The 24,242-nt window shown below is 34.2% G+C and carries 34 protein-coding genes; 29 read left to right on the top strand and 5 right to left on the bottom strand.

Translation table 11 applies throughout. The annotated features are described in order from the left end of the window. Window positions 1-2 precede the first annotated feature (2 nt). Window positions 3-1,292 (bottom strand): replication-associated recombination protein A, encoded by a 1,290-nt coding sequence (locus BUC09_RS11440; protein WP_073311727.1) that lies wholly within the window; start codon window positions 1,290-1,292, stop codon window positions 3-5. Between the two features lie 168 nt (window positions 1,293-1,460). On the opposite strand from BUC09_RS11440, the gene BUC09_RS11435 reads away from it, so the two are divergent. Next, complete coding sequence (locus BUC09_RS11435) at window positions 1,461-2,228, top strand: rhomboid family intramembrane serine protease (protein ID WP_073311726.1); 768 nt, start codon at window positions 1,461-1,463, stop codon at window positions 2,226-2,228. A gap of 39 nt (window positions 2,229-2,267) precedes the next feature. Here the strand turns inward: BUC09_RS11435 and rlmB are convergent, their stop codons facing one another. The 4 genes from rlmB to BUC09_RS11415 form a co-directional block, all read right to left on the bottom strand. Next, a complete protein-coding gene (gene rlmB, locus BUC09_RS11430) occupies window positions 2,268-3,002 on the bottom strand; it encodes a 23S rRNA (guanosine(2251)-2'-O)-methyltransferase RlmB (RefSeq protein ID WP_073311725.1) in 735 nt (244 codons plus the stop codon). Between the two features lie 64 nt (window positions 3,003-3,066). Beyond that, window positions 3,067-4,545, bottom strand: a complete 1,479-nt coding sequence (locus BUC09_RS11425; RefSeq protein WP_073311724.1) for a SusD/RagB family nutrient-binding outer membrane lipoprotein — start codon at window positions 4,543-4,545, stop codon at window positions 3,067-3,069. Between the two features lie 11 nt (window positions 4,546-4,556). After that, complete coding sequence (locus BUC09_RS11420; RefSeq protein WP_073311723.1) at window positions 4,557-7,787, bottom strand: SusC/RagA family TonB-linked outer membrane protein; 3,231 nt, start codon at window positions 7,785-7,787, stop codon at window positions 4,557-4,559. 143 nt (window positions 7,788-7,930) lie between these two features. Beyond that, window positions 7,931-9,601, bottom strand: coding sequence for a POTRA domain-containing protein (locus BUC09_RS11415; RefSeq protein ID WP_234972582.1), 1,671 nt, complete (start codon window positions 9,599-9,601; stop codon window positions 7,931-7,933). Window positions 9,602-9,772: 171 nt separating this feature from the next. Between BUC09_RS11415 and rpsL the strand changes: the two genes are divergently transcribed. The 28 genes from rpsL (at window position 9,773) to rpsM (ending at window position 24,231) form a co-directional block, all read left to right on the top strand. Next, window positions 9,773-10,156 (top strand): 30S ribosomal protein S12, encoded by a 384-nt coding sequence (rpsL, locus tag BUC09_RS11410; RefSeq protein WP_073311722.1) that lies wholly within the window; start codon window positions 9,773-9,775, stop codon window positions 10,154-10,156. A 26-nt stretch (window positions 10,157-10,182) separates the two neighbouring features. Beyond that, window positions 10,183-10,659 carry a 30S ribosomal protein S7 gene (gene rpsG / locus BUC09_RS11405; protein WP_073311721.1) on the top strand — a complete coding sequence of 159 codons (477 nt, stop codon included), beginning with the start codon at window positions 10,183-10,185 and terminating at the stop codon, window positions 10,657-10,659. A 10-nt stretch (window positions 10,660-10,669) separates the two neighbouring features. Next, window positions 10,670-12,826: an elongation factor G gene (gene fusA, locus BUC09_RS11400; protein ID WP_073311720.1), complete on the top strand. Its 2,157-nt coding sequence runs from the start codon at window positions 10,670-10,672 to the stop codon at window positions 12,824-12,826. An 11-nt stretch (window positions 12,827-12,837) separates the two neighbouring features. Then, a complete protein-coding gene (rpsJ, locus tag BUC09_RS11395) occupies window positions 12,838-13,143 on the top strand; it encodes a 30S ribosomal protein S10 (protein ID WP_073311719.1) in 306 nt (101 codons plus the stop codon). Window positions 13,144-13,255: 112 nt separating this feature from the next. After that, window positions 13,256-13,873: a 50S ribosomal protein L3 gene (gene rplC, locus BUC09_RS11390; protein ID WP_073311718.1), complete on the top strand. Its 618-nt coding sequence runs from the start codon at window positions 13,256-13,258 to the stop codon at window positions 13,871-13,873. Continuing rightward, a complete protein-coding gene (gene rplD, locus BUC09_RS11385; RefSeq protein WP_073311716.1) occupies window positions 13,873-14,502 on the top strand; it encodes a 50S ribosomal protein L4 in 630 nt (209 codons plus the stop codon). The genes rplC and rplD overlap by 1 nt, the downstream gene beginning before the upstream one ends. A gap of 6 nt (window positions 14,503-14,508) precedes the next feature. Then, window positions 14,509-14,799 carry a 50S ribosomal protein L23 gene (rplW, locus tag BUC09_RS11380; protein ID WP_073311714.1) on the top strand — a complete coding sequence of 97 codons (291 nt, stop codon included), beginning with the start codon at window positions 14,509-14,511 and terminating at the stop codon, window positions 14,797-14,799. A gap of 10 nt (window positions 14,800-14,809) precedes the next feature. After that, complete coding sequence (gene rplB / locus BUC09_RS11375; RefSeq protein WP_073311712.1) at window positions 14,810-15,634, top strand: 50S ribosomal protein L2; 825 nt, start codon at window positions 14,810-14,812, stop codon at window positions 15,632-15,634. A gap of 6 nt (window positions 15,635-15,640) precedes the next feature. Further along, entirely contained in the window at window positions 15,641-15,919 is a 279-nt protein-coding gene (gene rpsS / locus BUC09_RS11370; protein WP_073311710.1) for a 30S ribosomal protein S19, read from the top strand. 8 nt (window positions 15,920-15,927) lie between these two features. Beyond that, window positions 15,928-16,338, top strand: coding sequence for a 50S ribosomal protein L22 (gene rplV / locus BUC09_RS11365; RefSeq protein WP_073311708.1), 411 nt, complete (start codon window positions 15,928-15,930; stop codon window positions 16,336-16,338). Between the two features lie 5 nt (window positions 16,339-16,343). Beyond that, window positions 16,344-17,084 (top strand): 30S ribosomal protein S3, encoded by a 741-nt coding sequence (rpsC, locus tag BUC09_RS11360; protein WP_073311707.1) that lies wholly within the window; start codon window positions 16,344-16,346, stop codon window positions 17,082-17,084. An 18-nt stretch (window positions 17,085-17,102) separates the two neighbouring features. Beyond that, window positions 17,103-17,528, top strand: a complete 426-nt coding sequence (gene rplP / locus BUC09_RS11355) for a 50S ribosomal protein L16 (protein ID WP_073311705.1) — start codon at window positions 17,103-17,105, stop codon at window positions 17,526-17,528. An 11-nt stretch (window positions 17,529-17,539) separates the two neighbouring features. Then, window positions 17,540-17,731, top strand: coding sequence for a 50S ribosomal protein L29 (rpmC, locus tag BUC09_RS11350; RefSeq protein ID WP_060383160.1), 192 nt, complete (start codon window positions 17,540-17,542; stop codon window positions 17,729-17,731). A 15-nt stretch (window positions 17,732-17,746) separates the two neighbouring features. Further along, window positions 17,747-18,004, top strand: coding sequence for a 30S ribosomal protein S17 (gene rpsQ / locus BUC09_RS11345; RefSeq protein WP_073311703.1), 258 nt, complete (start codon window positions 17,747-17,749; stop codon window positions 18,002-18,004). A gap of 2 nt (window positions 18,005-18,006) precedes the next feature. Next, complete coding sequence (gene rplN, locus BUC09_RS11340) at window positions 18,007-18,375, top strand: 50S ribosomal protein L14 (RefSeq protein ID WP_014166275.1); 369 nt, start codon at window positions 18,007-18,009, stop codon at window positions 18,373-18,375. 12 nt (window positions 18,376-18,387) lie between these two features. Further along, entirely contained in the window at window positions 18,388-18,702 is a 315-nt protein-coding gene (gene rplX, locus BUC09_RS11335; RefSeq protein WP_073311701.1) for a 50S ribosomal protein L24, read from the top strand. Window positions 18,703-18,704: 2 nt separating this feature from the next. Next, window positions 18,705-19,256 carry a 50S ribosomal protein L5 gene (gene rplE / locus BUC09_RS11330; protein ID WP_073311699.1) on the top strand — a complete coding sequence of 184 codons (552 nt, stop codon included), beginning with the start codon at window positions 18,705-18,707 and terminating at the stop codon, window positions 19,254-19,256. Between the two features lie 3 nt (window positions 19,257-19,259). Then, window positions 19,260-19,529 carry a 30S ribosomal protein S14 gene (rpsN, locus tag BUC09_RS11325; RefSeq protein WP_073311697.1) on the top strand — a complete coding sequence of 90 codons (270 nt, stop codon included), beginning with the start codon at window positions 19,260-19,262 and terminating at the stop codon, window positions 19,527-19,529. Window positions 19,530-19,636: 107 nt separating this feature from the next. After that, window positions 19,637-20,035, top strand: coding sequence for a 30S ribosomal protein S8 (gene rpsH / locus BUC09_RS11320; protein ID WP_073311695.1), 399 nt, complete (start codon window positions 19,637-19,639; stop codon window positions 20,033-20,035). Between the two features lie 14 nt (window positions 20,036-20,049). Further along, window positions 20,050-20,595 carry a 50S ribosomal protein L6 gene (rplF, locus tag BUC09_RS11315; protein WP_073311693.1) on the top strand — a complete coding sequence of 182 codons (546 nt, stop codon included), beginning with the start codon at window positions 20,050-20,052 and terminating at the stop codon, window positions 20,593-20,595. A gap of 11 nt (window positions 20,596-20,606) precedes the next feature. Next, entirely contained in the window at window positions 20,607-20,960 is a 354-nt protein-coding gene (rplR, locus tag BUC09_RS11310) for a 50S ribosomal protein L18 (RefSeq protein ID WP_073311691.1), read from the top strand. 6 nt (window positions 20,961-20,966) lie between these two features. Then, window positions 20,967-21,491 carry a 30S ribosomal protein S5 gene (gene rpsE, locus BUC09_RS11305; protein ID WP_073311689.1) on the top strand — a complete coding sequence of 175 codons (525 nt, stop codon included), beginning with the start codon at window positions 20,967-20,969 and terminating at the stop codon, window positions 21,489-21,491. Window positions 21,492-21,503: 12 nt separating this feature from the next. Then, the gene (gene rpmD / locus BUC09_RS11300; RefSeq protein ID WP_073311687.1) at window positions 21,504-21,683 is read left to right on the top strand and encodes a 50S ribosomal protein L30; all 180 of its coding nucleotides are present in this window, start codon (window positions 21,504-21,506) and stop codon (window positions 21,681-21,683) included. A 14-nt stretch (window positions 21,684-21,697) separates the two neighbouring features. Continuing rightward, complete coding sequence (rplO, locus tag BUC09_RS11295) at window positions 21,698-22,150, top strand: 50S ribosomal protein L15 (RefSeq protein WP_073311685.1); 453 nt, start codon at window positions 21,698-21,700, stop codon at window positions 22,148-22,150. 13 nt (window positions 22,151-22,163) lie between these two features. Further along, window positions 22,164-23,510: a preprotein translocase subunit SecY gene (gene secY, locus BUC09_RS11290; RefSeq protein ID WP_073311684.1), complete on the top strand. Its 1,347-nt coding sequence runs from the start codon at window positions 22,164-22,166 to the stop codon at window positions 23,508-23,510. A gap of 1 nt (window position 23,511) precedes the next feature. Next, complete coding sequence (infA, locus tag BUC09_RS11285; protein ID WP_007136545.1) at window positions 23,512-23,727, top strand: translation initiation factor IF-1; 216 nt, start codon at window positions 23,512-23,514, stop codon at window positions 23,725-23,727. 10 nt (window positions 23,728-23,737) lie between these two features. Continuing rightward, a complete protein-coding gene (gene ykgO, locus BUC09_RS11280; RefSeq protein WP_002987490.1) occupies window positions 23,738-23,854 on the top strand; it encodes a type B 50S ribosomal protein L36 in 117 nt (38 codons plus the stop codon). A 2-nt stretch (window positions 23,855-23,856) separates the two neighbouring features. After that, complete coding sequence (gene rpsM / locus BUC09_RS11275; RefSeq protein WP_073311683.1) at window positions 23,857-24,231, top strand: 30S ribosomal protein S13; 375 nt, start codon at window positions 23,857-23,859, stop codon at window positions 24,229-24,231. Window positions 24,232-24,242: the final 11 nt, after the last annotated feature.

The following is a 24,242-nucleotide window of genomic DNA, read 5'->3' as shown; positions in this document are numbered from 1 at the left end:
TACTAGTAATCATATTTATCTTTCCACCTATTTCTCAAAAACTGTCTTAATTCTTTTTCTCTGGCATTTTCACCAGGTTCAAAAAAACGTGTTTCTGAAATTTCTGTTGGTAAGAATTCTTGCTCTGCAAAGTTGTTAGCATAATCGTGTGAATATTTGTATTCTTCTCCATAACCTAATTCTTTCATGAGTTTTGTTGGAGCGTTTCTTAAGTGTAAAGGAACTGGTAAATCACCAGTTTGTTTTACTATTTGCTGTGCTTTTCCAATAGCGATATAACTTGCATTGCTTTTTGCGGAAGTAGCTAAATAAATAGCGCATTGACTTAAGATTATTCGGCTCTCTGGATAGCCAATTGTAGTAACAGCTTGAAAAGTATTGTTTGCCATAATTAAAGCTGTTGGATTAGCATTTCCAATGTCTTCACTAGCTAATATAAGCATTCTCCTAGCGATGAATTTTACATCTTCACCTCCTTCAATCATTCTGGCTAACCAATACACTGCCCCATTTGGGTCGCTGCCTCTAATAGATTTAATAAAAGCTGAAACAATGTCGTAATGTTGTTCACCAGTTTTATCATATAACACAGTGTTTTTTTGAACCAATTGCATTACTTTTTCATTCGTAATTTCAATAGAAGCTGATTCAATAGAACTGTCTGATGCGTTGATGACTAATTCGAAAATGTTTAGTAGCTTTCTTCCATCACCACCAGAAAGTCTCAAGAGAGCTTCGGTTTCTTTTAATTCAATGTTTTTGGTTTTTAATATAGTATCTGTCTTAATAGCTCTATCTAACAAGGATTCAAGATCTTCTCTAGTGAAAGCATTTAAAACATATACCTGACATCTTGACAATAAAGCGGGTATTACCTCAAAGCTTGGGTTTTCTGTCGTAGCCCCTATAAGTGTTACCCATCCTTTTTCAACAGCAGCTAATAAAGAATCCTGTTGAGATTTGCTAAAACGGTGAATCTCATCTATAAATAGAATAGGGTTTTTCGCTGTAAATAAACCACCACTTTGTTTCGCTTTATCTATGACATCTCTAATGTCCTTTACTCCCGAATTAATTGCACTCAATTCATAAAAAGGACGTTGGCTTTCATTCGCCATGATTTGTGCCAATGTTGTTTTTCCAGTACCTGGTGGTCCCCATAAAATTAATGAAGGAATTATTCCACGACTTATCTGATTGGTTAAAGAACCATTTTCTCCCACTAAGTGTGATTGACTAATGTATTCTTGTAGTGATTTTGGTCGAATGCGTTCAGCTAAAGGTGCTTCCATTTTATTTGTAAATAATCAGATTTTTGATTTGGAGTTCAAAAAAAATATGTTTCCAAATTTAAGATATTTCAACTCCCAAATCAAAGCATAAACAAATAAGTCTGAAAACTATATTATGACAAAAGTTCATTAAATTCGATTTGGATATATTTTTGATATGTGTGGTGCATGAAAGAATCAGATTTTAAATTTTCTACATCAGTAATTGCTTGGCCTTTATTTTTTGTTTTAGTGCTTTGGGGGGTCTATCTTTTAGAAATTATACTTCCAGGAGATTTGTTAGATTATGGAGTTTTGCCTAGAACAGTATCAGGCATCAAAGGGATTTTTTTTAGTGTCTTTTTACATGGAGATATAAATCATTTGTGGAATAATAGTGTTTCTCTTTTTGTTTTATTAATGGCTTTGCGTTATTTCTATCGGATTGAGTCATTGAAAGTTTTAATATGGGGAGTTGTTCTTTCTGGAATTGGAACTTGGTTAATTGGGAGAGAAAGTTATCATATTGGGGCAAGCGGACTGGTTTATGTTTTAGCAAGTTTTATGTTTTTTGAAGGTTTTCAAACTAAACATTATAGGTTAATTGCATTGTCATTCGGAATTGTTTTGATGTATGGAGGGATGATTTGGTATATGTTTCCTTCTGCTGAAGTTCATATTTCATGGGAAGCCCATTTAAGTGGGTTTTTAGCAGGTTTTGTTTTGTCAAGAATGATTGATTCGAAAGTATATGAGAAGCCCATAGTTTACGATTGGCAGCATCCTGATTTCGATCCTTCACAAGATGAGTTTATGAAACATTTTGATGAAAATGGGAATTTTGCTCCAAAACCAAAAGAATCTGAGGTTGTTGAAGCGGATGAGGTCTTTCGATTTTTTAATTCAGATTCACAAGTTTTTTACCATTACAAGCAAGAAAAAAAGGACAATCAGTAATTGCTGTTTGTCCTTTTGAATTTATTTTATTTGAATACTTTACATTCTTTGTCTTACTGCTTCGTATAAAAAAGCACCACAAGCTACAGAAACGTTTAATGATTCAATAGTGCCAAACATAGGGAGTTTAGCTTTTTCGTCAATAATTTTTAAAACAGAAGGGTTAACACCTCTGTCTTCACTTCCCATAATGATAGCTACAGGTTCGTTGAAATTGATGTCGTAAATATTATTATCTGTTTTTTCTGTAGCCGCAACGGTTTTGATACCGGATCCTTGTAAGTAGAATACAGCATCTTTAATGTGGTCTACTTTACAAATTGGAATATTGAATACGGCTCCAGCAGATGTTTTTACCGTATCGCCATTAACCGGTGCAGATCCTTGTTTCTGGATAATAATTCCATCAACACCTGTACATTCAGCAGTACGAATTATTGCTCCAAAATTTCTAGCATCAGATAATTGGTCAAGAATTAATAACAAAGGTTTTTTCTCTTTCTCGAGTAATGATTCTACTAAATTTTCAAGTGTATGAAATGAAATTGGTGCAATGGTTGCAACTGCTCCTTGATGGTTGTTATGTGTAAGCTTGTTTAGTTTTTCGACTGGTACATAAGAAAAATTGATGTTGTTTTTCTTCATAGTCTTCATAAGTTCATTCATAAGATCACCATGTGCGTCTTTTTGAATAAAAACTTTATCAACTTCTTTTTTGGCATTAATGGCTTCAATGATAGCTCTAATTCCGAATATTTGATTTTCCTTTTCCATTTGGCAAAGATATAAAAAAAAACAGCCAAGCTTAGCCTGACTGTTTTTAGAAGATATTTTAGATTTAAAATTTATCCCAAAATATTTTTGTTTTTAATTTATCTCCTCCAATTGAAGAAGAAGCTGAAGAGTAATTAGAATTATTTAAAGTTTGCTCTAAAACTGGATAAGTAAATCTTTTTGGAACTTCACCTTCAGCTGCAGTAGCTGCATTAGATGGAGCTATTAAAGCAGGAAAATCTAATTTTCTGTAAGAAGTCCAAGCTTCGAAGCCTCTATTATAATATGCAATCCATGCTTGTTCGCCAATTTTTTGTTTCCAAGTACCCGTTGCAGTTGCATATGCAACAGAAGTTTGAGCCAAGTATGTTAATGCATCAGCATTAGTTCCTCCCCAGTAAATGATTGAAGATGTTATTGCATTGTCATAATGTGAAGAGGCAGTGCCCCCAACAGTCCATCCTCTTTCTACAGCTTCTGCTAGGTAAAATTCAACCTCAGTATAATCTAATATTACACCTTCTAATGTTGGGTCTAATAATCTTGTAACTGGACCTCCAGCAGGATCACCCGCACTTGAATAGTTTTCAAAATCTCCACCTTGAGCATAAGGACAACCAATGTAAGAACCAGCAATATCAATAAAATAGTACTGTCTTCTTGGGTCGTTAAGGGTATTCATTTTATCTACAATTGGTTCAGCCGCAACAAAGTCATATCTTCCACTAGAAACTAAATCTGTGTAAAGAGGATTTGTGTTTGGTTGAGTTGATAAATATTGAATTGTTGCATTATCACTACTTGAAGTGAAAACACCAGCAGCAACAGCTTCCTCAGCACTTGTTTTAGCTAAAGCAGCTAGAGTTGGCTCATCAGCAACAGTAATAGCCATTCTTAATTTTAATGAATTTGCAAACTTAATCCATTTATTTACATTTCCATTATAAACAAAGTCATTGTCACCAAAACTTGCAAAACCACCATCAAGCTTTGTAATAGCATTATTTACTCTAACAAATAAATTCTGATATATGTCACTTGCTTTGTCGTAAACAGGTGAAGGATATTGGTCAGGATTAAGAGCTTGACTGTATGGAATGTCTCCAAAAGTGTCTACAAGAACGCTGTAAGAATAAATGCTTAAAAGGTCTATTATCGCCAGTCTGTTATCTTTTGCTTTTATTTCGGCATTTGTAACAGGGTTTTCTTTAGATGTAACATCATATGCTTCTTTAAGGTCTCTTAGTACATCTCTATACATTGCTCTCCAGTGATTGTCAGGAACGTTTCTTTGAAGAATATCGTATCTTGATTCATCTAAGTAAGTTGTTTCAGTCCAATGTTGAACAAACAATCTAAAATTGTTTGTGTTAACATTTGTGTTTACCATTTGGTCAAACAAATTCTTTTCTGCATTACCAAATAAAGCAGCGGCAGGAACAGTAGTTGGATTTTTTTCATCCAAATTTAAATCTGTCAAAGCATCATCATTACAAGAAACTGTAATTGCTAACAGACCTAGTATGGTTATAAATTTTTTCATTGTTTTTTCTTTTAAAATTTAACTTTTAAATTGAAAGCATAATTTCTAGTAGTAGGTAATACTCCAGATTGGTAACCTTGAAGATTTCCAGAACTTAGACCAGATTCAGGATCTGCATCAGGTAAATTTTTGTCAATTATCCATAAATTATTACCCGAGAATCCTAAATAAAGATCTTGAATTGTATTTCCTAACATTTTCTTAGGGAATGTATATCCAATTGTTACCTCTCTTAATTTTACATAAGAAGCATCATAAACATAATCTCTACTTGCAGAACCTAAATAACCAAAATAACCATCTAAACCATTACTAGTATCTAATCTTACATTATTTGGTGTTCCGTCAGGTAAAACTCCAGGTAAAATTACACCACCTCCATTAGCTATAGTATTTCTGATAGGATTTCCTAAGTCATTAGTTCCTACTGTATTGGTGTATAAACCTGTACCTTCACCATACCATCTGTCTAATGAAAATACTTTTCCACCTTTTTGTACATCAACTAAAAAGCTCAATGATACATTTTTGTATTCGAATCTGTTGTTTATACCTCCATTCCAATCAGGAATAAATGTTCCAAGATTATTGTCATTTGTAGAAGTAATTTGATATTTACCAGTTGAAGGGTCAATTACTCTTTGTCCATTTAAATAAACGTAATCTGTTCCTTGAATCATACCATAAGGTTGACCAACAGCTGCATTTATAGAAACACCTCCTTGGAAGTTACCAAGTTGATAATTATCAATTCCTGGGGCTAGTTCTTTAACTTCGTTAACGTTTTTAGACCAGTTAGCAGTTATATCCCATTTAAAATTATCATTTTTGATAGGTGATACATTAACTGTGGCTTCAATACCTCTGTTTTCAATGTTACCTACGTTTTTATACAGCCTTGTATATCCAGTAGCTTCAGATGCAGGTAAATCTACAATTTGGTTTACAGTATTTGTTTTATAAACAGAAACATCAAATCCAGCTCTTCTTTTGAAGAATTGCATTTCTAAACCAGCTTCCCAGCTTTTAGTTCTTTCAGGTTCTAGATTTAAATTGTTTTTTGTAGATGCAACAGAGAAAAGAGGAGAACTAAATGGAGCAGGCTTTGTGTATGTGTCTAAAATTCTTGCGAAAGGCGCATCATTACCTACTTCAGCATAACCAACTCTTAATTTACCTAGTGACAACCAATCTATATTTAACAGATTTGAAAATACTAAACTTGAAGAAACAGAAGGATAGTAGTATGCATTATTTCCTTTTGGTAAAGTTGAAGAAACATCTCTTCTTACTGTACCATCTATGAAAAGAAAATCATCATATCCTAAAGATGCACTAATATAATATCCGTTTACACCAACTTTAGACATTGTTTCAATTGGACTAACTTTATTAACAGAATTATTTAATGAAAAGAAATTAGGGATATATAATCCACCAGAAGTAGAACCTAATACACTGTTTGTATTTCTTCTTCTAATATTGATACCCGCAATACCTTTAAGATTAAGTTTTTCTGTTAGATTTTTATTGAAATTAAACATTAAATCGTAGTTGAATTCTGATACATCTCTTACAAATTTTTGATAACCAGATGATTCATTATTTTGCTCTATACCAAAAGAATTACCTCCGTAAGATCCATTGGCTAACCTTTCTTCTTGGGTTTCAGAATATGTATCAACAGTAACTCTTCCCATAATATCAAGCCAACTAGTTACTTTATAGTCTAAACTAGCGTTACCAAGGAATCTGTTTCTTGAGTCATTTTGGTAGCTTTCATATCTTTCAAAATATGGATTGTTCCAGTAAGCAGGTGATAAATTGTTTGGTCTATTAGCATTCCAAGTATAATTTTTTCTTGTGGCAAAATAGATATCTCTTTGGGATTTTAAATCTACATTTGTAGCCCACCACTGTCTAAAATTAGATAAGATATTACCGTTGTAACCAGTACCATTTCTACCTAAAGTTTTTGTTGTAATGTAATTACCCATAAATGTAGCAGTCCATTTATCGCTCAATTTATAGCTTGCATTACCAATAAAAGAGTTTTTATTTTGTTTGCTATTTGGCATTAGCCCAGTTGCTGATAAATTTGTATAAGATACTGCAAATGTTCCCTTTTCAGATCCTCCATTAATAGAGATTGTGTTTGAATTTGAAATTGGGTTGTCAAAAAACTCAATTGGTCCGTTCTTTGCAGCTGTCCAAGGAGTTGCTTTTCTGTAGTTTGGAGATTCAGGCATAAATGAATCCCATTGATATACTAATAAAGAAGGATTGAACATAGGTCCATAAGAAGCGTCATCACTTGTTCTTACTGATGAATCATTAATACCGTCTCCATTTATGTCGAAATTTGTTCTAAATGCTGGTGAAGAACCAAAGTAACCTTGACCATATTGATCTTGATATTTAACGAAAGTTGATTTATCAACTGTTCCTACACTTACACTTGAATCAAATGTAATACCTAATCCTTTTTGACCAAGTTTTCCTTTTTTAGTAGTAATCATTATCGCACCATTAGCTGCTCTAGCTCCGTATAAGGCAGTTGCGGCTGCACCTTTTAATACGTTTATCGACTCAATGTCGTTTGGATTGATATCGGAAGCTGCATTTCCATAATCGTAACCTTGTCTTCCAGTTAACTGATTGTTACTATTAGTATTTGAATTGTCAACAGGAATACCGTCAATAACAAATAACGCTTGGTTGTTTCCATTGATTGACTTATATCCTCTGATTACCACGTTTGTAGAACCTCCAAGGTTGTTGTTAGTTTTAACTTGTAAACCAGCAACTTTACCACTTAAATTGTTTACAAAATTTGTAGATGGAAGTTTGCTAACTTCTGATCCATCAACTTTTTGAGTTCCATAACCAAGAGATTTTTTTTCTCTTCCAACTCCCAATGCCGTTACAACAACTTCTGTTAACTTGTTAGTTTCATCTTGCATTAGAACATTCACAGTGTTTGTGGCTCCAATGGTTCTAGTTGTTTCGCTCATTCCTAAGAAGGAAAATACAAGTGTTTCTCCTTCTTTAGCTTTGATAGAATATCCTCCGTCAAAACCAGTTTGTACACCTCGTGTAGTTCCTTTAACTACAACGTTAACGCCAGGTAGCGGCCCAGAGGCGTCTGTTACCGTTCCGGTAATTGTTTTCTCTTGAGCAAAAGAAAACTGCATTGTAAACGCTAAAAGAAGCGTAAAAATCCATTTAAATCTTGATCTCATTTTATATAAAATATTTGATTAGTTGACGCAAATATGAGGTTTTTTTATTTGTTTTCCTATTTTTTTAAAAAAAAAGAAGCTAGTTTTTCTTTGAATCTTGTAAGTTTTTTTTTATTCTAATTTAAGTTTTTTTAAAATTCTTCTTAGAATTGACTTTTAAAGCTTATTTGAACAATTGAGTTTTTTAATTCAATATTCTGGCTTCCAGTGCTTCCGTTTGCGTAAACTATTTTGAAAAGGCCGTTTTTTGTTAATAAGCCTAAACCGAGTCCAAGTCCAAGTAAGCTGTTGTTTTGATTTGTAGCTTTGTCTTGAAGATACGCGTAATCTGTTATAGTGTGAATGTAGAGGTTTTGAGTGGTTAAATATCGGTACTCTAAAAGTAATGACCCAAAAAGGTTTCCTTGTAGACTATTTTCGTTAAAACCTCGAATGGAATTTATTCCTCCAAATCTAAAAAGTTCGTTTATCAAATAATTACTACTTTTCAGATAAGCATTCTGACTCTTTAAATTGACGGAGTTTTTTTGATTAAGATAAAAATTATGGGATACGTCTATTTTGGCAAAATATTGATTGTCATTAAATTTTGAAGTTTCTCTTTTTCCAGTTCCAAATTTTATATTCAACAGTGTTTTGTCAGGGAAAAGTATTGAGTTTATGTCGTTATCAATGTAGTCTAAACTTGCTGTGTAAAACACATTTGAAAAATCACTTAAATTAGTGCTGACAGTATTTTGTATATTGCTTGATTCAGCTTCTTGATAACCTATATATGCTCTGGTATTGTAGTTAAAGTAATATCCTAAATCTAAATTAGTTTGAGTATTTTGAAAAATACTATCTTGCTTAAAAATATAGAGTTGAGCTTTTATTCCTAGTGGGCTTTTAAATAGGTAGGGTAGCTCAGTTGATGCATTAAAGGTTTTTTGATTCTTTCCGTCACTTTTCCAGTATATGTTTATTTTTTCCCCACCATTTAAAAGATTTTGAAATTTTAAGTCAAGATATCCGTTGATGACTAATTTTTGTCTTTCATCATCGTTGGTAAAACCAATAAAACCATCAAACGAATTGGCTTTATTTTTTTCTAAGTAAACATATACTTTAGTAGAGTCTTTGGTAAATAAGATCTCAGGATATTTTGTTTGTTTTACAAATTTGAATTTATTGAAATCATTGTTTAATTTCTCTAAATTTTCTTGATTGAATGTTTTGTTTTTGTAAAATCTCAAGATGTTTTTGAGGTGGCTTTTTGGGAATTTTTCATAACCGTTAATAACAATGTTATCTAAGGTTCTTCTTTTTTCGTTTTTGACTTCTAGCTCAGAATAAAGAATGTTGTTTTTTTGTTCGTGATTTTTCAGGCGAATTTTTACTAATGGAAATCCTGCCTTTTCAAATTTATACAAAACAGAATTCATATAAGTTTCTACTTCACTACTGTTAATTTTTATGGTGTCTTTGTTTGCTTCAAAAATTTTTGGGTTTGCATTTTGCAATTCATTACTTATATATATATGAGATTTTTGGGTCAATTGGTTTAATGAAACGATAGATGAAAAAGTAGAATCATTTACTTTTTTAATATTTTCAAAAGAAGCTTCAAAGTAACCTATTTGTGAATATTTAATGACTAGTTTTTGTTCTTCATCTAAAATTGATTTAACAGAAGTATGTTTTTTTTGATAGCCAATACTGTCAATTTTTTTTATTTCTTCGGCATTGTTTGATGAAATTTGATAATAAAAATTTTGTCCAAAACTTGTTTGGAAGTAAAAAATAAAAAAGAAAAGCAGATAGTTTATTCTCACCTGTAGTCAAAAATTTTCATAAAAGTAACGTAAAAAATATCAATAGAGTGTCTAAAAAATTACCCTGCTGAAAATTAATAATTTACAGTTTGTTTTTACAAAAATAATATATACATTTGCAACCCCGTAAAATACGGGATTTTATAAACAAGTAATTTTTAGTATTTAATTATGCCAACAATTCAACAATTAGTAAGAACAGGGAGAGCCCAAATGACTAAGAAGTCTAAATCGGCTGCTTTGGATTCTTGTCCTCAAAGAAGAGGTGTTTGTACGCGTGTTTACACTACTACTCCAAAAAAACCAAACTCTGCAATGCGTAAAGTTGCGCGTGTACGTTTGACTAATGGAAATGAAGTGAATGCTTACATACCAGGAGAAGGACACAATCTACAAGAGCACTCGATAGTATTAGTTAGAGGCGGAAGGGTAAAAGATTTACCAGGAGTTAGATACCACATCGTTCGTGGTGCTTTAGATACGGCTGGAGTTAACGGTCGTACACAAAGAAGATCTAAATATGGTGCTAAGAGACCTAAAGACGCTAAAAAGTAATTTTTAAAAACTTTTAAGAAAAAGACATGAGAAAAAGACAGGCCAAAAAAAGACCTCTTTTACCAGATCCGAAATTTAACGATCAATTAGTTACACGTTTTGTGAATAACTTAATGTGGGATGGTAAAAAATCGACAGCTTTTACAGTATTTTATGATGCATTAGATATCGTAGAATCTAAAAAACAAGATGCTGAAAAATCAGCGTTAGAGCTTTGGAAAGATGCATTAACAAATGTTATGCCTCACGTAGAAGTTCGTTCAAGAAGAGTGGGTGGAGCTACTTTCCAAATCCCAATGCAAATTCGTCCAGATAGAAAAATTTCTATGGCGATGAAATGGTTAATTCTTTATGCAAGAAAAAGAAATGAGAAATCTATGGCAGGTAAACTTGCTTCTGAAATTTTAGCAGCAGCTAAAGAAGAAGGTGCAGCTGTTAAGAAAAGAATGGATACTCACAAAATGGCAGATGCTAATAAAGCATTCTCTCACTTTAGATTTTAATTCATAAGAAATGGCTAGAGATTTAAAATTCACAAGAAACATAGGTATTGCTGCTCACATTGATGCAGGAAAAACTACAACTACAGAACGTATCTTATTTTACACTGGAAAATCACACAAAATTGGTGAAGTACACGATGGTGCTGCAACAATGGACTGGATGGCGCAAGAGCAAGAAAGAGGTATTACAATTACTTCAGCTGCTACAACTTGTGAGTGGAATTTCCCAACAGAGCAAGGTAAATTAGTTGCAGATTCAAAACCTTACCACTTTAATATTATTGATACTCCAGGACACGTTGACTTTACTGTAGAGGTAAACCGTTCATTACGTGTACTTGATGGTTTAGTTTTCTTATTTTCTGCTGTTGATGGTGTTGAGCCTCAATCAGAAACGAACTGGAGACTTGCTGATCAATATAGAGTTCCTCGTATGGGATTCGTTAACAAAATGGACCGTCAAGGTTCTAACTTCTTAAACGTTTGTCAACAAGTTAGAGATATGTTAAAATCTAACGCAGTTGCTATTACTTTACCAATTGGTGAAGAAAACGATTTCAAAGGAGTTGTTGACTTAGTAAAAAACCAAGCTATCGTATGGCATGATGCTACTCAAGGGGCAACTTTTGACGTCGTTGATATTCCTGCTGATATGGTAGATGAAGTAAAACAATACAGATCAATCTTAATTGAAGCAGTTGCTGAGTATGATGAAAATCTACTTGACAAATATATGGAAGATGAGAACTCAATCACTGAGGACGAAATCAACGCTGCGTTAAGAGCTGCTACTATCGACATGGCAATTATTCCTATGATTGCTGGTTCTTCTTTCAAAAACAAAGGAGTTCAGTTCATGTTAGATGCAGTTTGTAAATATTTACCGTCTCCTTTAGATAAAGAAGGTATCGAAGGTATCCACCCTGATGATGCTGAATTATTGGAAGAAGATCAAACTAAAATCTTACGTCGTCCAGATGTAAAAGAGCCTTTTGCTGCTTTAGCATTTAAAATTGCTACTGACCCTTATGTTGGTCGTTTAGCTTTCTTCCGTGCTTATTCTGGTCGTTTAGATGCAGGTTCTTATATCTTAAACACTCGTTCAGGAAACAAAGAGCGTATTTCTCGTATCTACCAAATGCACGCTAACAAGCAAAACCCAATCGAATATATCGAGGCAGGTGATATTGGAGCTGCTGTAGGATTTAAAGATATCAAGACTGGAGATACAATGTGTGATGAAAAACACCCAATTATTCTTGAGTCTATGAAATTCCCTGATCCGGTAATTGGTATCGCGATCGAGCCTAAAACAAAAGCTGACGTAGATAAAATGGGTATGGCTTTAGCTAAATTAGCTGAAGAAGATCCAACGTTTACAGTTAGAACGGATGAGGCTTCAGGTCAAACAATTATCTCTGGTATGGGTGAGCTTCACTTAGATATCTTAGTAGACCGTATGAAACGTGAATTCAAAGTTGAGGTTAACCAAGGTGAACCACAAGTTGAATACAAAGAAGCTTTCACAAAATCAGCACAACACAGAGAAGTTTATAAAAAACAATCTGGAGGTCGTGGTAAATTCGGAGATATCGTTTTCCGTTTAGAACCGGCTGAAGTAGTTGATGGTAAAGCTCCTGTAGGATTACAGTTTGTTAACGAAGTAAAAGGTGGTAACGTTCCTAAAGAATATATTCCTGCTGTAGAAAAAGGTTTCCGCGAAGCGATGAAATCAGGTCCTTTAGCTGGTTATGTTGTAGATAGTTTAAAAGTTACTTTATTAGATGGATCTTACCACGCGGTAGACTCGGATGCATTATCATTCGAATTAGCAGCTAAGTTAGGTTACAAAGAAGTGGCTAAAGCTGCTGGAGCTGTAATCTTAGAACCAATCATGAAAATTGAAGTTATTACTCCAGAAGAAAATATGGGTGATATCGTAGGTGACTTAAACCGTCGTCGTGGTCAAGTAAATGATATGGGTGATAGAAATGGTGCTAAAACTATCAAAGCTAGTGTTCCATTATCAGAAATGTTTGGATATGTTACAACTTTAAGAACTTTATCTTCAGGTCGTGCAACTTCAACAATGGAATTCTCTCACTATGAGCAAACTCCATCTAACATTTCAGAGGAAGTAATTAAGAAAGCAAAAGGTAACGCTTAATTTTTAAGAAAATGAGTCAAAAAATCAGAATAAAATTAAAGTCTTACGATCACATGTTGGTTGATAAATCAGCAGAGAAAATCGTAAAAACTGTAAAAAGTACAGGAGCTGTGGTAACTGGTCCAATTCCATTACCTACAAACAAAAAGATTTTTACTGTATTGCGTTCTCCACACGTTAACAAAAAGTCGAGAGAGCAATTCGAAGTAATGTCATACAAAAGATTGTTAGATATCTATTCTTCATCTTCAAAAACTATCGATGCTCTTATGAAATTAGAGCTTCCAAGTGGAGTAGAAGTTGAGATTAAAGTGTGATAAAACGCTGAAAGTAAATATTTAGGCATTATGTTTTGATATTCAAAACATAATGCCTACTTTTGCACACTCAAAATTAAAAATTTTATAAATAATTAATAATTAGTTTAATATGTCTGGGTTAATCGGAAAGAAAATCGGAATGACTAGCATCTTTGATGAGAACGGGAAAAATATTCCTTGTACTGTTATTGAAGTGGGTCCTTGCGTAGTTACCCAAGTCAGAACCAATGAGGTTGACGGGTATGAGGCTCTTCAGCTTGGTTTCGATGACAAAACTGAAAAGCACACTACTAAAGCTGCTGAAGGTCACTTCAAAAAAGCTGGTACAGTTGCTAAGAAGAAAGTTGTTGAGTTCCAAGGATTTGAAAACGAGCACAAATTAGGTGATGTTATCACTGTAGATCTATTCTCTGAAGGGGAGTTTGTAGATGTTCAAGGTGTTTCTAAAGGTAAAGGTTTCCAAGGTGTTGTAAAACGTCACGGTTTTGGTGGTGTTGGACAAGCTACTCATGGTCAGCACAACCGTTTAAGAGCGCCAGGTTCTGTAGGAGCTTCATCTTATCCATCTAGAGTATTCAAAGGAATGCGTATGGCTGGAAGAATGGGTGGAGATAATGTAAAAGTACAAAATCTTAGAGTTTTAAAAGTAGTTGCTGAAAAGAACCTACTTGTTGTTAAAGGATGTGTTCCTGGTCACAAAGACTCTTATGTAATCGTTCAGAAGTAATGGAAGTAAAAGTTTTAGATATCAACGGAAAAGAAACTGGAAGAAAAGTTCAACTTTCTGATTCAGTTTTCGCAATTGAGCCTAACAAACACGCTGTTTACTTAGATGTTAAGCAATATCTTGCTAACCAAAGACAAGGTACGCACAAAGCTAAGGAAAGAGCTGAAGTTGCAGGTAGTACTCGCAAAATTAAAAAGCAAAAAGGTACTGGTACAGCTCGTGCAGGTAGTGCTAAATCTCCTGTATTCAAAGGAGGAGGAACAATTTTCGGTCCAAGACCAAGAAGTTATTCTTTCAAATTGAATAAAGCTTTAAAAAGATTAGCTCGTAAATCAGCTTTCTCAATCAAAGCACAAGAATCAAATTTAATCGTAGTAGAAGACTTCACATTTGAAGCTCCAAGTACTAAAAATTTCACTAACGTATTGAAAGCGTTAGGATTAGAAAACAAAAAATCTTTATTCGTTTTAGGTGATACAAATAAAAATGTATATTTGTCATCTCGTAATTTGAAGGGGTCTTCTGTTGTAACTAATTCAGAATTAAGTACTTATGCGATATTAAACGCAAATAATTTAGTTCTTTTAGAGGGATCTTTAGAAGGAATTGAAGAAAATTTAAGCAAATAATAGGCCATGAGTATCATTATTAAACCTATCGTTACAGAAAAAATAACTAAAGACGGTGAAGTATTCAATCGCTTTGGTTTCGTTGTAGATAAAAAAGCTAACAAAGTGCAAATTAAGAAAGCTGTTGAAGCTGCTTATGGAGTTACTGTTGTAGAAGTAAATACAATGAATGTACGTCCAGATCGTTCAACTAAATATACAAAAAGTGGAATGATTACTGGAAAAACTAATGCTTACAAAAAAGCAATTGTTCAAGTACAAGAAGGAGAAACAATAGATTTTTACAACAATATCTAAGTAAAAAAAGATGTCAGTAAGAAAATTAAAACCTATTACCCCGGGTCAGCGTTTTAGAGTTGTTAATGGTTTTGACGCCATTACAACTGATAAGCCGGAGCGTTCATTAATCGCATCGAAAAAAAACTCAGGAGGTAGAAATAGTCAAGGAAAAATGACCATGCGTTATACAGGCGGTGGTCACAAACAAAGATATCGTATCATTGATTTCAAAAGAACTAAAGATGGAATTCCAGCTACAGTGAAATCAATTGAGTATGATCCAAACAGAACTGCTTTTATCGCATTATTAGCTTATGCAGATGGTGCTAAAACGTATATCATTGCTCAAAATGGTTTACAAGTAGGTCAAAAAGTGGTATCAGGTGCTGATGCAGCTCCAGAAATTGGTAACACTTTACCATTAAGTAAAATTCCTCTAGGTACAGTTATTTCTTGTATCGAATTACGTCCAGGTCAAGGTGCGGTTATCGCTCGTTCAGCTGGTACATTCGCACAGTTAATGGCTCGTGATGGTAAATATGCTACTATCAAAATGCCTTCTGGAGAAACTAGACTTATTTTGTTAACTTGTTCTGCAACAATTGGTGCAGTATCTAACTCAGATCACCAGTTAATCGTTTCTGGTAAAGCAGGTAGATCTAGATGGTTAGGTAGAAGACCTAGAACGAGACCAGTAGCGATGAACCCAGTTGATCACCCTATGGGAGGTGGTGAAGGACGTTCATCTGGAGGTCACCCACGTTCAAGAAAAGGTTTACCAGCTAAAGGTTACAGAACCCGTGCTAAACAAAACCCGAGCAACAAGTATATTGTAGAACGTAGAAAGAAATAATAAGATATGGCACGTTCATTAAAAAAAGGACCTTTCGTACACTATAAATTAGAGAAGAAAGTACAAGAAAATATCGAAGGTGGAAACAAAGGAGTTGTTAAGACTTGGTCTAGAGCTTCAATGATTACTCCTGATTTCGTAGGACAAACAATAGCAGTTCACAACGGTCGTCAATTTGTTCCAGTATACGTTACTGAAAACATGGTAGGACACAAGTTAGGTGAATTTTCACCAACAAGATCTTTTAGAGGTCACGCTGGAGCTAAAAATAAAGGTAAAAAATAAAAGAAGACATGGGAGTTCGTAAAAGAGAAACGGCAGAAGCAAGAAAAGAGGCTAACAAGTCTTTAGCATTTGCTAAATTGAATAACTGCCCTACTTCACCTAGAAAAATGCGCTTAGTAGCAGACTTGGTAAGAGGTCAGAAAGTTGAGAATGCACTAAATATATTAAGATTTAGTCAAAAAGAAGCTTCAAGAAAATTAGAGAAACTATTATTATCTGCAATCAATAACTGGGAGCAAAAAAATAGTGAAGGTAATGTAGCTGAAGCAGGCTTATTCGTAAAAGAGATCAAAGTTGATGGTGGTATGATGTTAAAAAGACTTCGTCCAGCTCCACAAGGTCGTGCACACAGAATTAGAAAACGCTCAAATCACGTAACAATCGTTTTAGGAGCTATTAATAACACACAAAGCAATTAATAAAGATGGGACAAAAGACAAATCCAATCGGAAATCGCCTTGGTATCATCAGAGGATGGGATTCTAACTGGTATGGTGGTAATGACTACGGTGATAAAATCGCCGAAGACTACAAAATCAGAAAGTACATTCATGCTCGTTTATCAAAAGCTAGTGTATCTAAAGTAATCATCGAGAGAACTTTGAAACTTGTAACCGTTACTATCACTACTGCTAGACCTGGTATCATTATCGGAAAAGGTGGACAAGAGGTAGACAAGTTAAAAGAAGAACTTAAGAAAATTACTGACAAAGAGGTTCAAATCAACATCTTTGAAATTAAAAGACCTGAATTAGATGCTTATTTAGTTGCAAATAGTATCTGTCGTCAAATTGAAAGCCGTATTTCATACAGAAGAGCTATCAAAATGGCAATCGCTGCATCTATGAGAATGAATGCAGAAGGAATCAAAGTTATGATTTCTGGTCGTTTAAACGGTGCTGAAATGGCACGTTCAGAAAGTTTCAAAGAAGGACGTATTCCTCTATCAACTTTCAGAGCAGACATCGATTATGCTTTAGCTGAAGCTCACACTACTTACGGTAGAATGGGTGTTAAGGTTTGGATCATGAAAGGTGAAGTTTACGGAAAAAGAGATCTTTCTCCACTTGTAGGTATGGATAAAAAAGCTGCAGCTGGTAAAGGTGGTGATGCTCCACGTGGTGGAAAATCAAACGGTAAACAAGGAGCTCGTAAAAGAAAGTAATTTTTAAATTAAAGAAAAATGTTACAGCCTAAAAGAACAAAATACCGTAAGGTACAAAAAGGTAGAATGAAAGGGAACTCTAATAGAGGTCACGAACTTTCAAATGGAATGTTTGGAATTAAATCTGTACATGAAGATGGTGCTTTCTTAACGTCTCGTCAAATCGAGGCAGCTCGTATCGCAGCTACTCGTTATATGAAACGTGAAGGTCAATTATGGATTAAAATTTTCCCAGATAAGCCAATTACAAAGAAACCTCTTGAGGTACGTATGGGTAAAGGTAAAGGTGCAGTTGAATACTGGGCTGCTGTTGTTAAACCAGGAAGAATTATGTTTGAGGTAGGTGGTGTTCCACTAGCTGTTGCCAAAGAGGCTTTACGTCTTGCAGCACAAAAATTACCAGTAAAAACTAAATTCGTCGTTGCTAGAGATTTCGAAGCATAATAAATAAGATTATGAAACAATCAGAAATTAAAAATCTATCTGCAGCTGAGTTACAAGAGAAGCTAGTTCAATTAAAAAAGACTTATGCCGACCTAAAAATTGCTCATGCTATTTCTCCAATCGAGAATCCACTTCAAATTAGAAGTATTAGACGTTCAGTAGCAAGAATTGCAACTGAATTAACTAAAAGAGAGCTTCAATAATATTCAGCTGAAAAGATGGAAAAAAGAAATTTAAGAAAAGAAAGAATTGGTGTTGTTACATCAAACAAAATGGATAAGTCTATTGTTGTTTCTCAAGTAACAAGAGTTAAACACCCATTATATGGTAAGTTCGTGTTAAAAACTAAGAAATATGTTGCACACGACGAAACAAACGACTGTAACATTGGTGATACAGTAAAGATCATGGAAACAAGACCTTTATCAAAATCAAAATGTTGGAGATTAGTTGAAATCATTGAAAGAGCTAAATAATTATGGTACAACAGGAATCAAGACTAAAAGTAGCAGATAATACGGGAGCTAAAGAAGTTTTAACTATCCGTGTTTTAGGTGGAACGAAAAGACGTTATGCCTCAGTTGGTGACAAAATTGTAGTAGCTATCAAAGATGCAACACCTAACGGAAACGTAAAAAAAGGTGCTGTTTCAACTGCAGTTGTTGTGAGAACTAAAAAAGAAGTAAGAAGAGCTGATGGATCTTACATCCGTTTCGATGATAACGCTTGTGTATTATTAAATGCAGCAGGTGAGATGAGAGGAACACGTGTATTTGGTCCTGTAGCTAGAGAACTTCGTGAAAAACAATTCATGAAAATTGTATCATTAGCACCAGAAGTGCTTTAATTATTAATTACGATGATAAAGCTAAAAATAAAATCAGGAGATACTGTAAAAGTTATTGCAGGTGACCATAAAGGTGCTGAAGGTAAAGTTTTACGTGTACTTCGCGAGAAAAATAAAGCGGTAGTTGAGGGAGTAAACTTTGTGTCTAAACACACAAAGCCAAGCGCTAAAAATCCTCAAGGTGGAATCGTTAAGAAAGAAGCTCCTATCCATATTTCTAACATCGCTTTAATCGACCCTAAAACTAAGTCTGCGACTAGAGTAGGTTCTAAAGTTGAAGGAGATAAGAAAGTAAGAGTTTCTAAAAAATCTAATCAAGTATTATAGTCATGACTTATATACCTAGACTAAAAGAAGAATATAAGAGCAGAGTAATTGCTGCTCTTACAGCAGAATTCGGTTACAAAAACGTAATGCAAGTTCCTAAATTGGAAAAAATCGTTTTAAGTAAAGGAGTTGGTGCAGCTGTATCTGATAAAAAACTTATCGATTACGCTGTAGAAGAGTTGACAAAAATTACTGGTCAAAAGGCAGTAGCTACTATTTCTAAAAAAGACGTTGCGTCTTTCAAATTAAGAAAAGGTATGCCAATTGGTGCAAAAGTAACTTTACGTGGTGAAAGAATGTATGAATTCTTAGATCGTTTAATTACGGCTTCATTACCACGTGTAAGAGACTTCGGTGGAATTAAATCTTCAGGTTTCGACGGAAGAGGTAATTACAACCTAGGAGTTCTTGAGCAAATTATCTTCCCGGAAATTGATATTGATAAAGTAAATAAAATTTCTGGTATGGATATTACTTTTGTAACTTCTGCACAAACAGATAAAGAAGCAAAATCATTATTAGCTGAATTAGGTTTACCTTTTAAAAAGAATTAAGACATGGCTAAAGAATCAATGAAAGCCCGTGAGGTTAAAAGACAAAAAACGGTAGAAAAATATGCAGAGAAAAGAAAAGCTTTATTAGAAGCTGGAGATTACGCTGCATTACAAAAATTACCGAAAAATGCTTCACCAGTTCGTTTACACAATCGTTGTAAATTAACAGGTAGACCAAGAGGGTATATGCGTCAATTCGGTATTTCACGTGTAACATTCCGTGAGATGGCAAACAGTGGATTGATTCCAGGAGTTAAAAAAGCTTCTTGGTAGTTTGCAAAAAAGTATTATATTTGCAAACTTAAAATATTAAAGTTTAATAGGTTAAAGGTTCAACTCACTGAGGGTGAGTTGAAAACCATAACCACAATTTGTTTATAATGTATACAGATCCAATTGCGGATTATCTTACGAGAGTTAGAAATGCAGTGAAAGCAAACCACAAAGTGGTAGAAATTCCAGCGTCTAACTTGAAAAAAGAAATCACAAAAATCTTATTCGATCAAGGTTACATCCTTAGCTACAAGTTCGAAGACAGTACTGTTCAAGGTACTATCAAAATCGCTCTAAAGTATGATAAAGATACTAAAGAGTCAGTAATTAAAGATATTCAAAGAATTAGTAAACCAGGTTTACGTAAGTATGCAGGTGCTACTAAATTACCAAGAATTTTGAATGGTTTAGGTATTGCTATCGTGTCAACTTCTAAAGGAGTTATGACAGGAAAACAAGCTAAGCAATTAAATGTTGGTGGTGAGGTAATTTGTTACGTATACTAAAAAAGAGATAAGAAATGTCAAGAATAGGTAAAAATCCAATTGCAATTCCAGCTGGCGTAACTGTAGAAGTTAAGGATGCTGTTGTTACAGTTAAAGGAAAACTAGGGCAACTTTCTCAAGAGTTTACAAACAATGTTACTGTAACTGTTGAAGAAAATCAAGTTCTTGTTACAAGAGCTGCCGATAGCAAAGAAGAAAGAGCTCAACACGGTTTGTATAGAGCTTTAATCAATAATATGATTACTGGTGTATCTACTGGTTTTACTAAAGAATTAGAATTTGTGGGAGTTGGTTACCGTGCTTCTAATCAAGGAAACAAACTTGATTTAGCATTAGGATATTCTCATAATATCGTTTTAGAGGTTGCGCCTGAGGTTGTTGTAGAGACAATTTCTGAAAAAGGTAAAAACCCTATCGTAAAATTAACTTCTTATGACAAACAATTATTAGGGCAAGTTGCGGCTAAAATCCGTTCTTTCCGTAAGCCTGAGCCGTACAAAGGAAAAGGTATTAAGTTTGTAGGTGAAGTATTAAGAAGAAAAGCAGGTAAATCAGCTTAAAAAATAAGGTTATGTCATTAACAAAATCTGATAGAAGACAAAGAATACAGTACAGAATTAGAAAGATTGTAAGCGGAACTGCTGCAAGACCTCGTTTATCTGTATTCAGAAGTAACAAAGAAATCTATGCTCAGCTTATAGATGATGTAAACGGTGTTACGTTATTAGCCGCTTCTTCTCGTGAGAAAGGTATCGATGCAAAAGGAACTAAAGTTGAAATTGCTACAGCAGTTGGTAAATTAGTTGCAGAAAAAGCTTTAAAAGCAGGTATCGAGAATGTAACATTTGATAGAGGTGGATATTTATACCACGGTCGTGTTCAATCATTAGCAGAAGGCGCTAGAGCCGCTGGATTAAAATTCTAAGAAATTATGTATCATAATTATAAAAACGTAGAGCTAGTAAAGCCAAGCGGTCTTGAATTAAAAGATCGTTTAGTTAGTGTTAATCGTGTTACTAAAGTTACAAAAGGTGGTAGAGCTTTCGGTTTTTCTGCAATTGTAGTAGTAGGTGATGAGCACGGTGTAGTTGGTCACGGTTTAGGAAAATCTAAAGATGTTTCTGAAGCAATCGCAAAAGCGGTAGAAGATGCAAAGAAAAACTTAGTTAGAATTCCTTTAAGTGGTCATTCAGTACCTCACGAGCAAAAAGGTAAATTTGGTGGAGCAAGAGTATTCTTAATGCCTGCTTCTCATGGTACCGGAGTAATTGCTGGTGGTGCTGTTCGTGCCGTACTTGAATCAGTAGGAGTACACGATGTATTGTCTAAATCTCAAGGGTCTTCAAATCCTCACAACGTGGTAAAAGCAACTTTCGATGCTTTATTGCAAATGAGAAGCGCAGTTACTGTTGCTAAGCAAAGAGGAGTTTCTTTAGAGAAAGTATTTAAAGGTTAATTCAAGGAAATTATGGCAAAGATTAAAGTAAAACAAGTAAGAAGCAAAATCAACTGTCCAGTAAACCAAAAAAGAGTATTAGAGTCTTTAGGTTTACGTAAAATGGGTCAAGTTGTTGAGCACGATGCAAGTCCTGCTATCCTTGGAATGGTAAATAAAGTTAAACACCTAGTTTCTGTACAAGAAGCTTAATAACTAATATTGTTATGAATTTAAGTAATTTACAACCAGCTGAAGGTTCGACACACAACCAAAACAAAAGAGTAGGTAGAGGTGAAGGTTCTGGAAAAGGTGGTACTGCTGCACGTGGTCACAAAGGAGCTAAGTCTCGTTCTGGTTATTCTAAAAAAATTGGTTTTGAAGGAGGGCAAATGCCACTTCAAAGACGTGTACCTAAATTTGGTTTCAAAAATATCAATAGAGTTGAATATCAAGGTGTGAACCTAGATACTTTACAAGCTCTTGTTGATAACGGATATGCTACTGATACTGTAGATTTTGCTACATTAGTAGAAAACCGTTTAGCTACTAAAACTGAAGTTGTTAAAATTTTAGGTAGAGGTGAGCTTAAAGCTAAATTAAAAGTAAGTGCACACAAATTCACAGCTACTGCGAAAGCCGCTATCGAAGCTGCTGGAGGTGAAGCTATAGAATTATAATTTTCTGAACACGATGAAAAAATTTATTGAATCGTTACAAAACGTTTGGAAAATAGAGGAACTAAAAAACAGAATCCTAATTACATTAGGATTTCTGTTAGTTTATCGTTTTGGCGCTCAAGTAACGTTACCGGGTATAGATGCTACTAAATTGCAAGGATTAACTAATCAAACTGACAAAGGTATTGGTTGGTTAATTGATGTATTTACAGGTGGAGCATTTTCTCAAGCTTCGGTATTTGCTTTGGGTATTATGCCTTACATTTCTGCTTCAATTGTAGTACAGTTAATGGGAATTGCTATTCCTTATTTACAAAAGCTACAAAACGAAGGAGAAAGTGGTAGAAAAAAGATGAATCAAATCACAAGATGGTTAACAATTGGAATTACATTAGTACAAGGTCCTGGTTATATTTATAATCTTTATCGTACACTTCCAGCTGATGCTTTCTTGTTAGGATTTAATTCATTCGGATTTTTATTCTCTTCAGTAATTATTTTAACTACAGGAACAATTTTTGCAATGTGGTTAGGAGAAAAAATTACTGATAAAGGTATTGGAAACGGTATTTCATTATTAATCCTTGTTGGAATTGTTGCTAGAATGCCTCAGGCATTTATTCAAGAATTCTCTTCAGTAGTTAGTAATAATAACGGAGGGCCAATGTTAATTGTACTAGAAGTTATTATTTGGCTATTAGTAATCATTGCATGTATATTAATGGTTATGGCGGTTCGTAGAGTTCCTGTTCAGTATGCTCGTCGCTCAGTTTCTGGGGATTTAGAGCAAGATTTAATGGGAGGTAATCGTCAATTTATACCATTAAAATTAAACGCATCTGGAGTTATGCCTATCATCTTTGCTCAGGCAATTATGTTTATACCAGCAGCTGTTGCAGGTTTGTCATCTTCAGAAACAGCAAGATCTATTAGCGCAAGATTTCAAAATATATTTGGATGGGAGTATAATCTGTTATTTGCAACGTTAATTATAGTATTTACTTATTTTTATACGGCAATTACAGTTCCTACTAATAAGATGGCTGACGATTTGAAAAGAAGTGGTGGATTTATACCAGGTGTTAAGCCGGGTGTAGAAACGGCTGACTTTTTAGATAAAGTGATGTCTTTAATTACTTTCCCTGGTTCATTATTCCTTGCATTACTTGCTGTGTTCCCAGCAATGGTTCATACTGCAATGGGAGTTCAAACACAATGGGCATTGTTTTTTGGAGGTACATCATTATTAATTTTGGTTGGAGTTGCAATCGATACTGTTCAGCAAATCAATTCATATTTGTTAAATAAACATTATGATGGTTTGATGAAAAGTGGTAAAAACAGAAAAGCAGTAGCTTAATATGGCAAAACAATCAGCAATAGAACAAGACGGATCAATTATTGAAGCATTGTCAAATGCAATGTTCCGTGTTGAATTAGAAAATGGGCATATCGTAATTGCTCACATTTCTGGAAAAATGCGTATGCATTATATCAAGTTATTACCTGGTGATAAAGTGAAACTAGAAATGAGTCCATACGATTTGTCAAAAGCAAGAATTACTTATAGATACTAAAGCTACTAAAATGAAAGTAAGAGCATCAGTAAAGAAGAGAAGTGCCGAGTGCATTATCGTTCGTAGAAAAGGAAGATTATACGTTATTAACAAAAAGAATCCTAGATTTAAACAAAGACAAGGATAATTATGGCAAGAATAGCAGGGGTAGATATACCTAAAAACAAAAGAGGAGTTATCGCTTTGACATATATCTTCGGAATTGGAAAAAGCAGAGCTATTGAGATCTTAGAAAAGGCTCAAGTAAGTCAAGACAAAAAAGTTCAAGACTGGAATGACGACGAAATTGGAGCAATCCGTGACGCAGTATCATACTACAAAATTGAAGGTGAATTGCGTTCTGAAACTTCATTAAACATCAAACGTTTAATGGATATCGGATGCTACAGAGGAATCCGTCATAGAGCTGGTCTTCCATTAAGAGGACAAAGAACTAAAAACAATTCTAGAACTAGAAAAGGTAAAAGAAAAACTGTTGCTAACAAGAAAAAAGCAACTAAATAATAAGTAGTAAT

It is taken from the genome of Flavobacterium terrae (assembly GCF_900142035.1).
Lineage (GTDB): Bacteria > Bacteroidota > Bacteroidia > Flavobacteriales > Flavobacteriaceae > Flavobacterium > Flavobacterium terrae.
The sequence above is the reverse complement of the archived record's forward strand: the minus strand, read 5'-3'. Positions and strand labels throughout refer to the sequence as shown.

Bases quoted from the DNA above. Each gene is read 5' to 3' on its own strand.
- rpsJ (WP_073311719.1), top strand. From the start codon at position 12,838: ATGAGTCAAAAAATCAGAATAAAATTAAAGTCTTACGATCACATGTTG.
- rplD (WP_073311716.1), top strand. From the start codon at position 13,873: ATGGAAGTAAAAGTTTTAGATATCAACGGAAAAGAAACTGGAAGAAAA.
- rpsS (WP_073311710.1), top strand. From the start codon at position 15,641: ATGGCACGTTCATTAAAAAAAGGACCTTTCGTACACTATAAATTAGAG.
- rplN (WP_014166275.1), top strand. From the start codon at position 18,007: ATGGTACAACAGGAATCAAGACTAAAAGTAGCAGATAATACGGGAGCT.
- rplR (WP_073311691.1), top strand. From the start codon at position 20,607: ATGTCATTAACAAAATCTGATAGAAGACAAAGAATACAGTACAGAATT.
- rplB (WP_073311712.1), top strand. From the start codon at position 14,810: ATGTCAGTAAGAAAATTAAAACCTATTACCCCGGGTCAGCGTTTTAGA.
- rpsE (WP_073311689.1), top strand. From the start codon at position 20,967: ATGTATCATAATTATAAAAACGTAGAGCTAGTAAAGCCAAGCGGTCTT.
- rplP (WP_073311705.1), top strand. From the start codon at position 17,103: ATGTTACAGCCTAAAAGAACAAAATACCGTAAGGTACAAAAAGGTAGA.
- BUC09_RS11420 (WP_073311723.1), bottom strand. From the start codon at position 7,787: ATGAGATCAAGATTTAAATGGATTTTTACGCTTCTTTTAGCGTTTACA.
- rplC (WP_073311718.1), top strand. From the start codon at position 13,256: ATGTCTGGGTTAATCGGAAAGAAAATCGGAATGACTAGCATCTTTGAT.
- rpsN (WP_073311697.1), top strand. From the start codon at position 19,260: ATGGCTAAAGAATCAATGAAAGCCCGTGAGGTTAAAAGACAAAAAACG.
- rplW (WP_073311714.1), top strand. From the start codon at position 14,509: ATGAGTATCATTATTAAACCTATCGTTACAGAAAAAATAACTAAAGAC.
- rpmC (WP_060383160.1), top strand. From the start codon at position 17,540: ATGAAACAATCAGAAATTAAAAATCTATCTGCAGCTGAGTTACAAGAG.
- BUC09_RS11435 (WP_073311726.1), top strand. From the start codon at position 1,461: ATGAAAGAATCAGATTTTAAATTTTCTACATCAGTAATTGCTTGGCCT.
- rpsG (WP_073311721.1), top strand. From the start codon at position 10,183: ATGAGAAAAAGACAGGCCAAAAAAAGACCTCTTTTACCAGATCCGAAA.
- rplX (WP_073311701.1), top strand. From the start codon at position 18,388: ATGATAAAGCTAAAAATAAAATCAGGAGATACTGTAAAAGTTATTGCA.
- rplE (WP_073311699.1), top strand. From the start codon at position 18,705: ATGACTTATATACCTAGACTAAAAGAAGAATATAAGAGCAGAGTAATT.
- ykgO (WP_002987490.1), top strand. From the start codon at position 23,738: ATGAAAGTAAGAGCATCAGTAAAGAAGAGAAGTGCCGAGTGCATTATC.
- rpsM (WP_073311683.1), top strand. From the start codon at position 23,857: ATGGCAAGAATAGCAGGGGTAGATATACCTAAAAACAAAAGAGGAGTT.
- rpmD (WP_073311687.1), top strand. From the start codon at position 21,504: ATGGCAAAGATTAAAGTAAAACAAGTAAGAAGCAAAATCAACTGTCCA.
- fusA (WP_073311720.1), top strand. From the start codon at position 10,670: ATGGCTAGAGATTTAAAATTCACAAGAAACATAGGTATTGCTGCTCAC.
- rplO (WP_073311685.1), top strand. From the start codon at position 21,698: ATGAATTTAAGTAATTTACAACCAGCTGAAGGTTCGACACACAACCAA.
- BUC09_RS11440 (WP_073311727.1), bottom strand. From the start codon at position 1,292: ATGGAAGCACCTTTAGCTGAACGCATTCGACCAAAATCACTACAAGAA.
- rpsQ (WP_073311703.1), top strand. From the start codon at position 17,747: ATGGAAAAAAGAAATTTAAGAAAAGAAAGAATTGGTGTTGTTACATCA.
- rpsH (WP_073311695.1), top strand. From the start codon at position 19,637: ATGTATACAGATCCAATTGCGGATTATCTTACGAGAGTTAGAAATGCA.
- secY (WP_073311684.1), top strand. From the start codon at position 22,164: ATGAAAAAATTTATTGAATCGTTACAAAACGTTTGGAAAATAGAGGAA.
- rpsL (WP_073311722.1), top strand. From the start codon at position 9,773: ATGCCAACAATTCAACAATTAGTAAGAACAGGGAGAGCCCAAATGACT.
- rplV (WP_073311708.1), top strand. From the start codon at position 15,928: ATGGGAGTTCGTAAAAGAGAAACGGCAGAAGCAAGAAAAGAGGCTAAC.
- rpsC (WP_073311707.1), top strand. From the start codon at position 16,344: ATGGGACAAAAGACAAATCCAATCGGAAATCGCCTTGGTATCATCAGA.
- BUC09_RS11425 (WP_073311724.1), bottom strand. From the start codon at position 4,545: ATGAAAAAATTTATAACCATACTAGGTCTGTTAGCAATTACAGTTTCT.
- infA (WP_007136545.1), top strand. From the start codon at position 23,512: ATGGCAAAACAATCAGCAATAGAACAAGACGGATCAATTATTGAAGCA.
- rplF (WP_073311693.1), top strand. From the start codon at position 20,050: ATGTCAAGAATAGGTAAAAATCCAATTGCAATTCCAGCTGGCGTAACT.
- rlmB (WP_073311725.1), bottom strand. From the start codon at position 3,002: ATGGAAAAGGAAAATCAAATATTCGGAATTAGAGCTATCATTGAAGCC.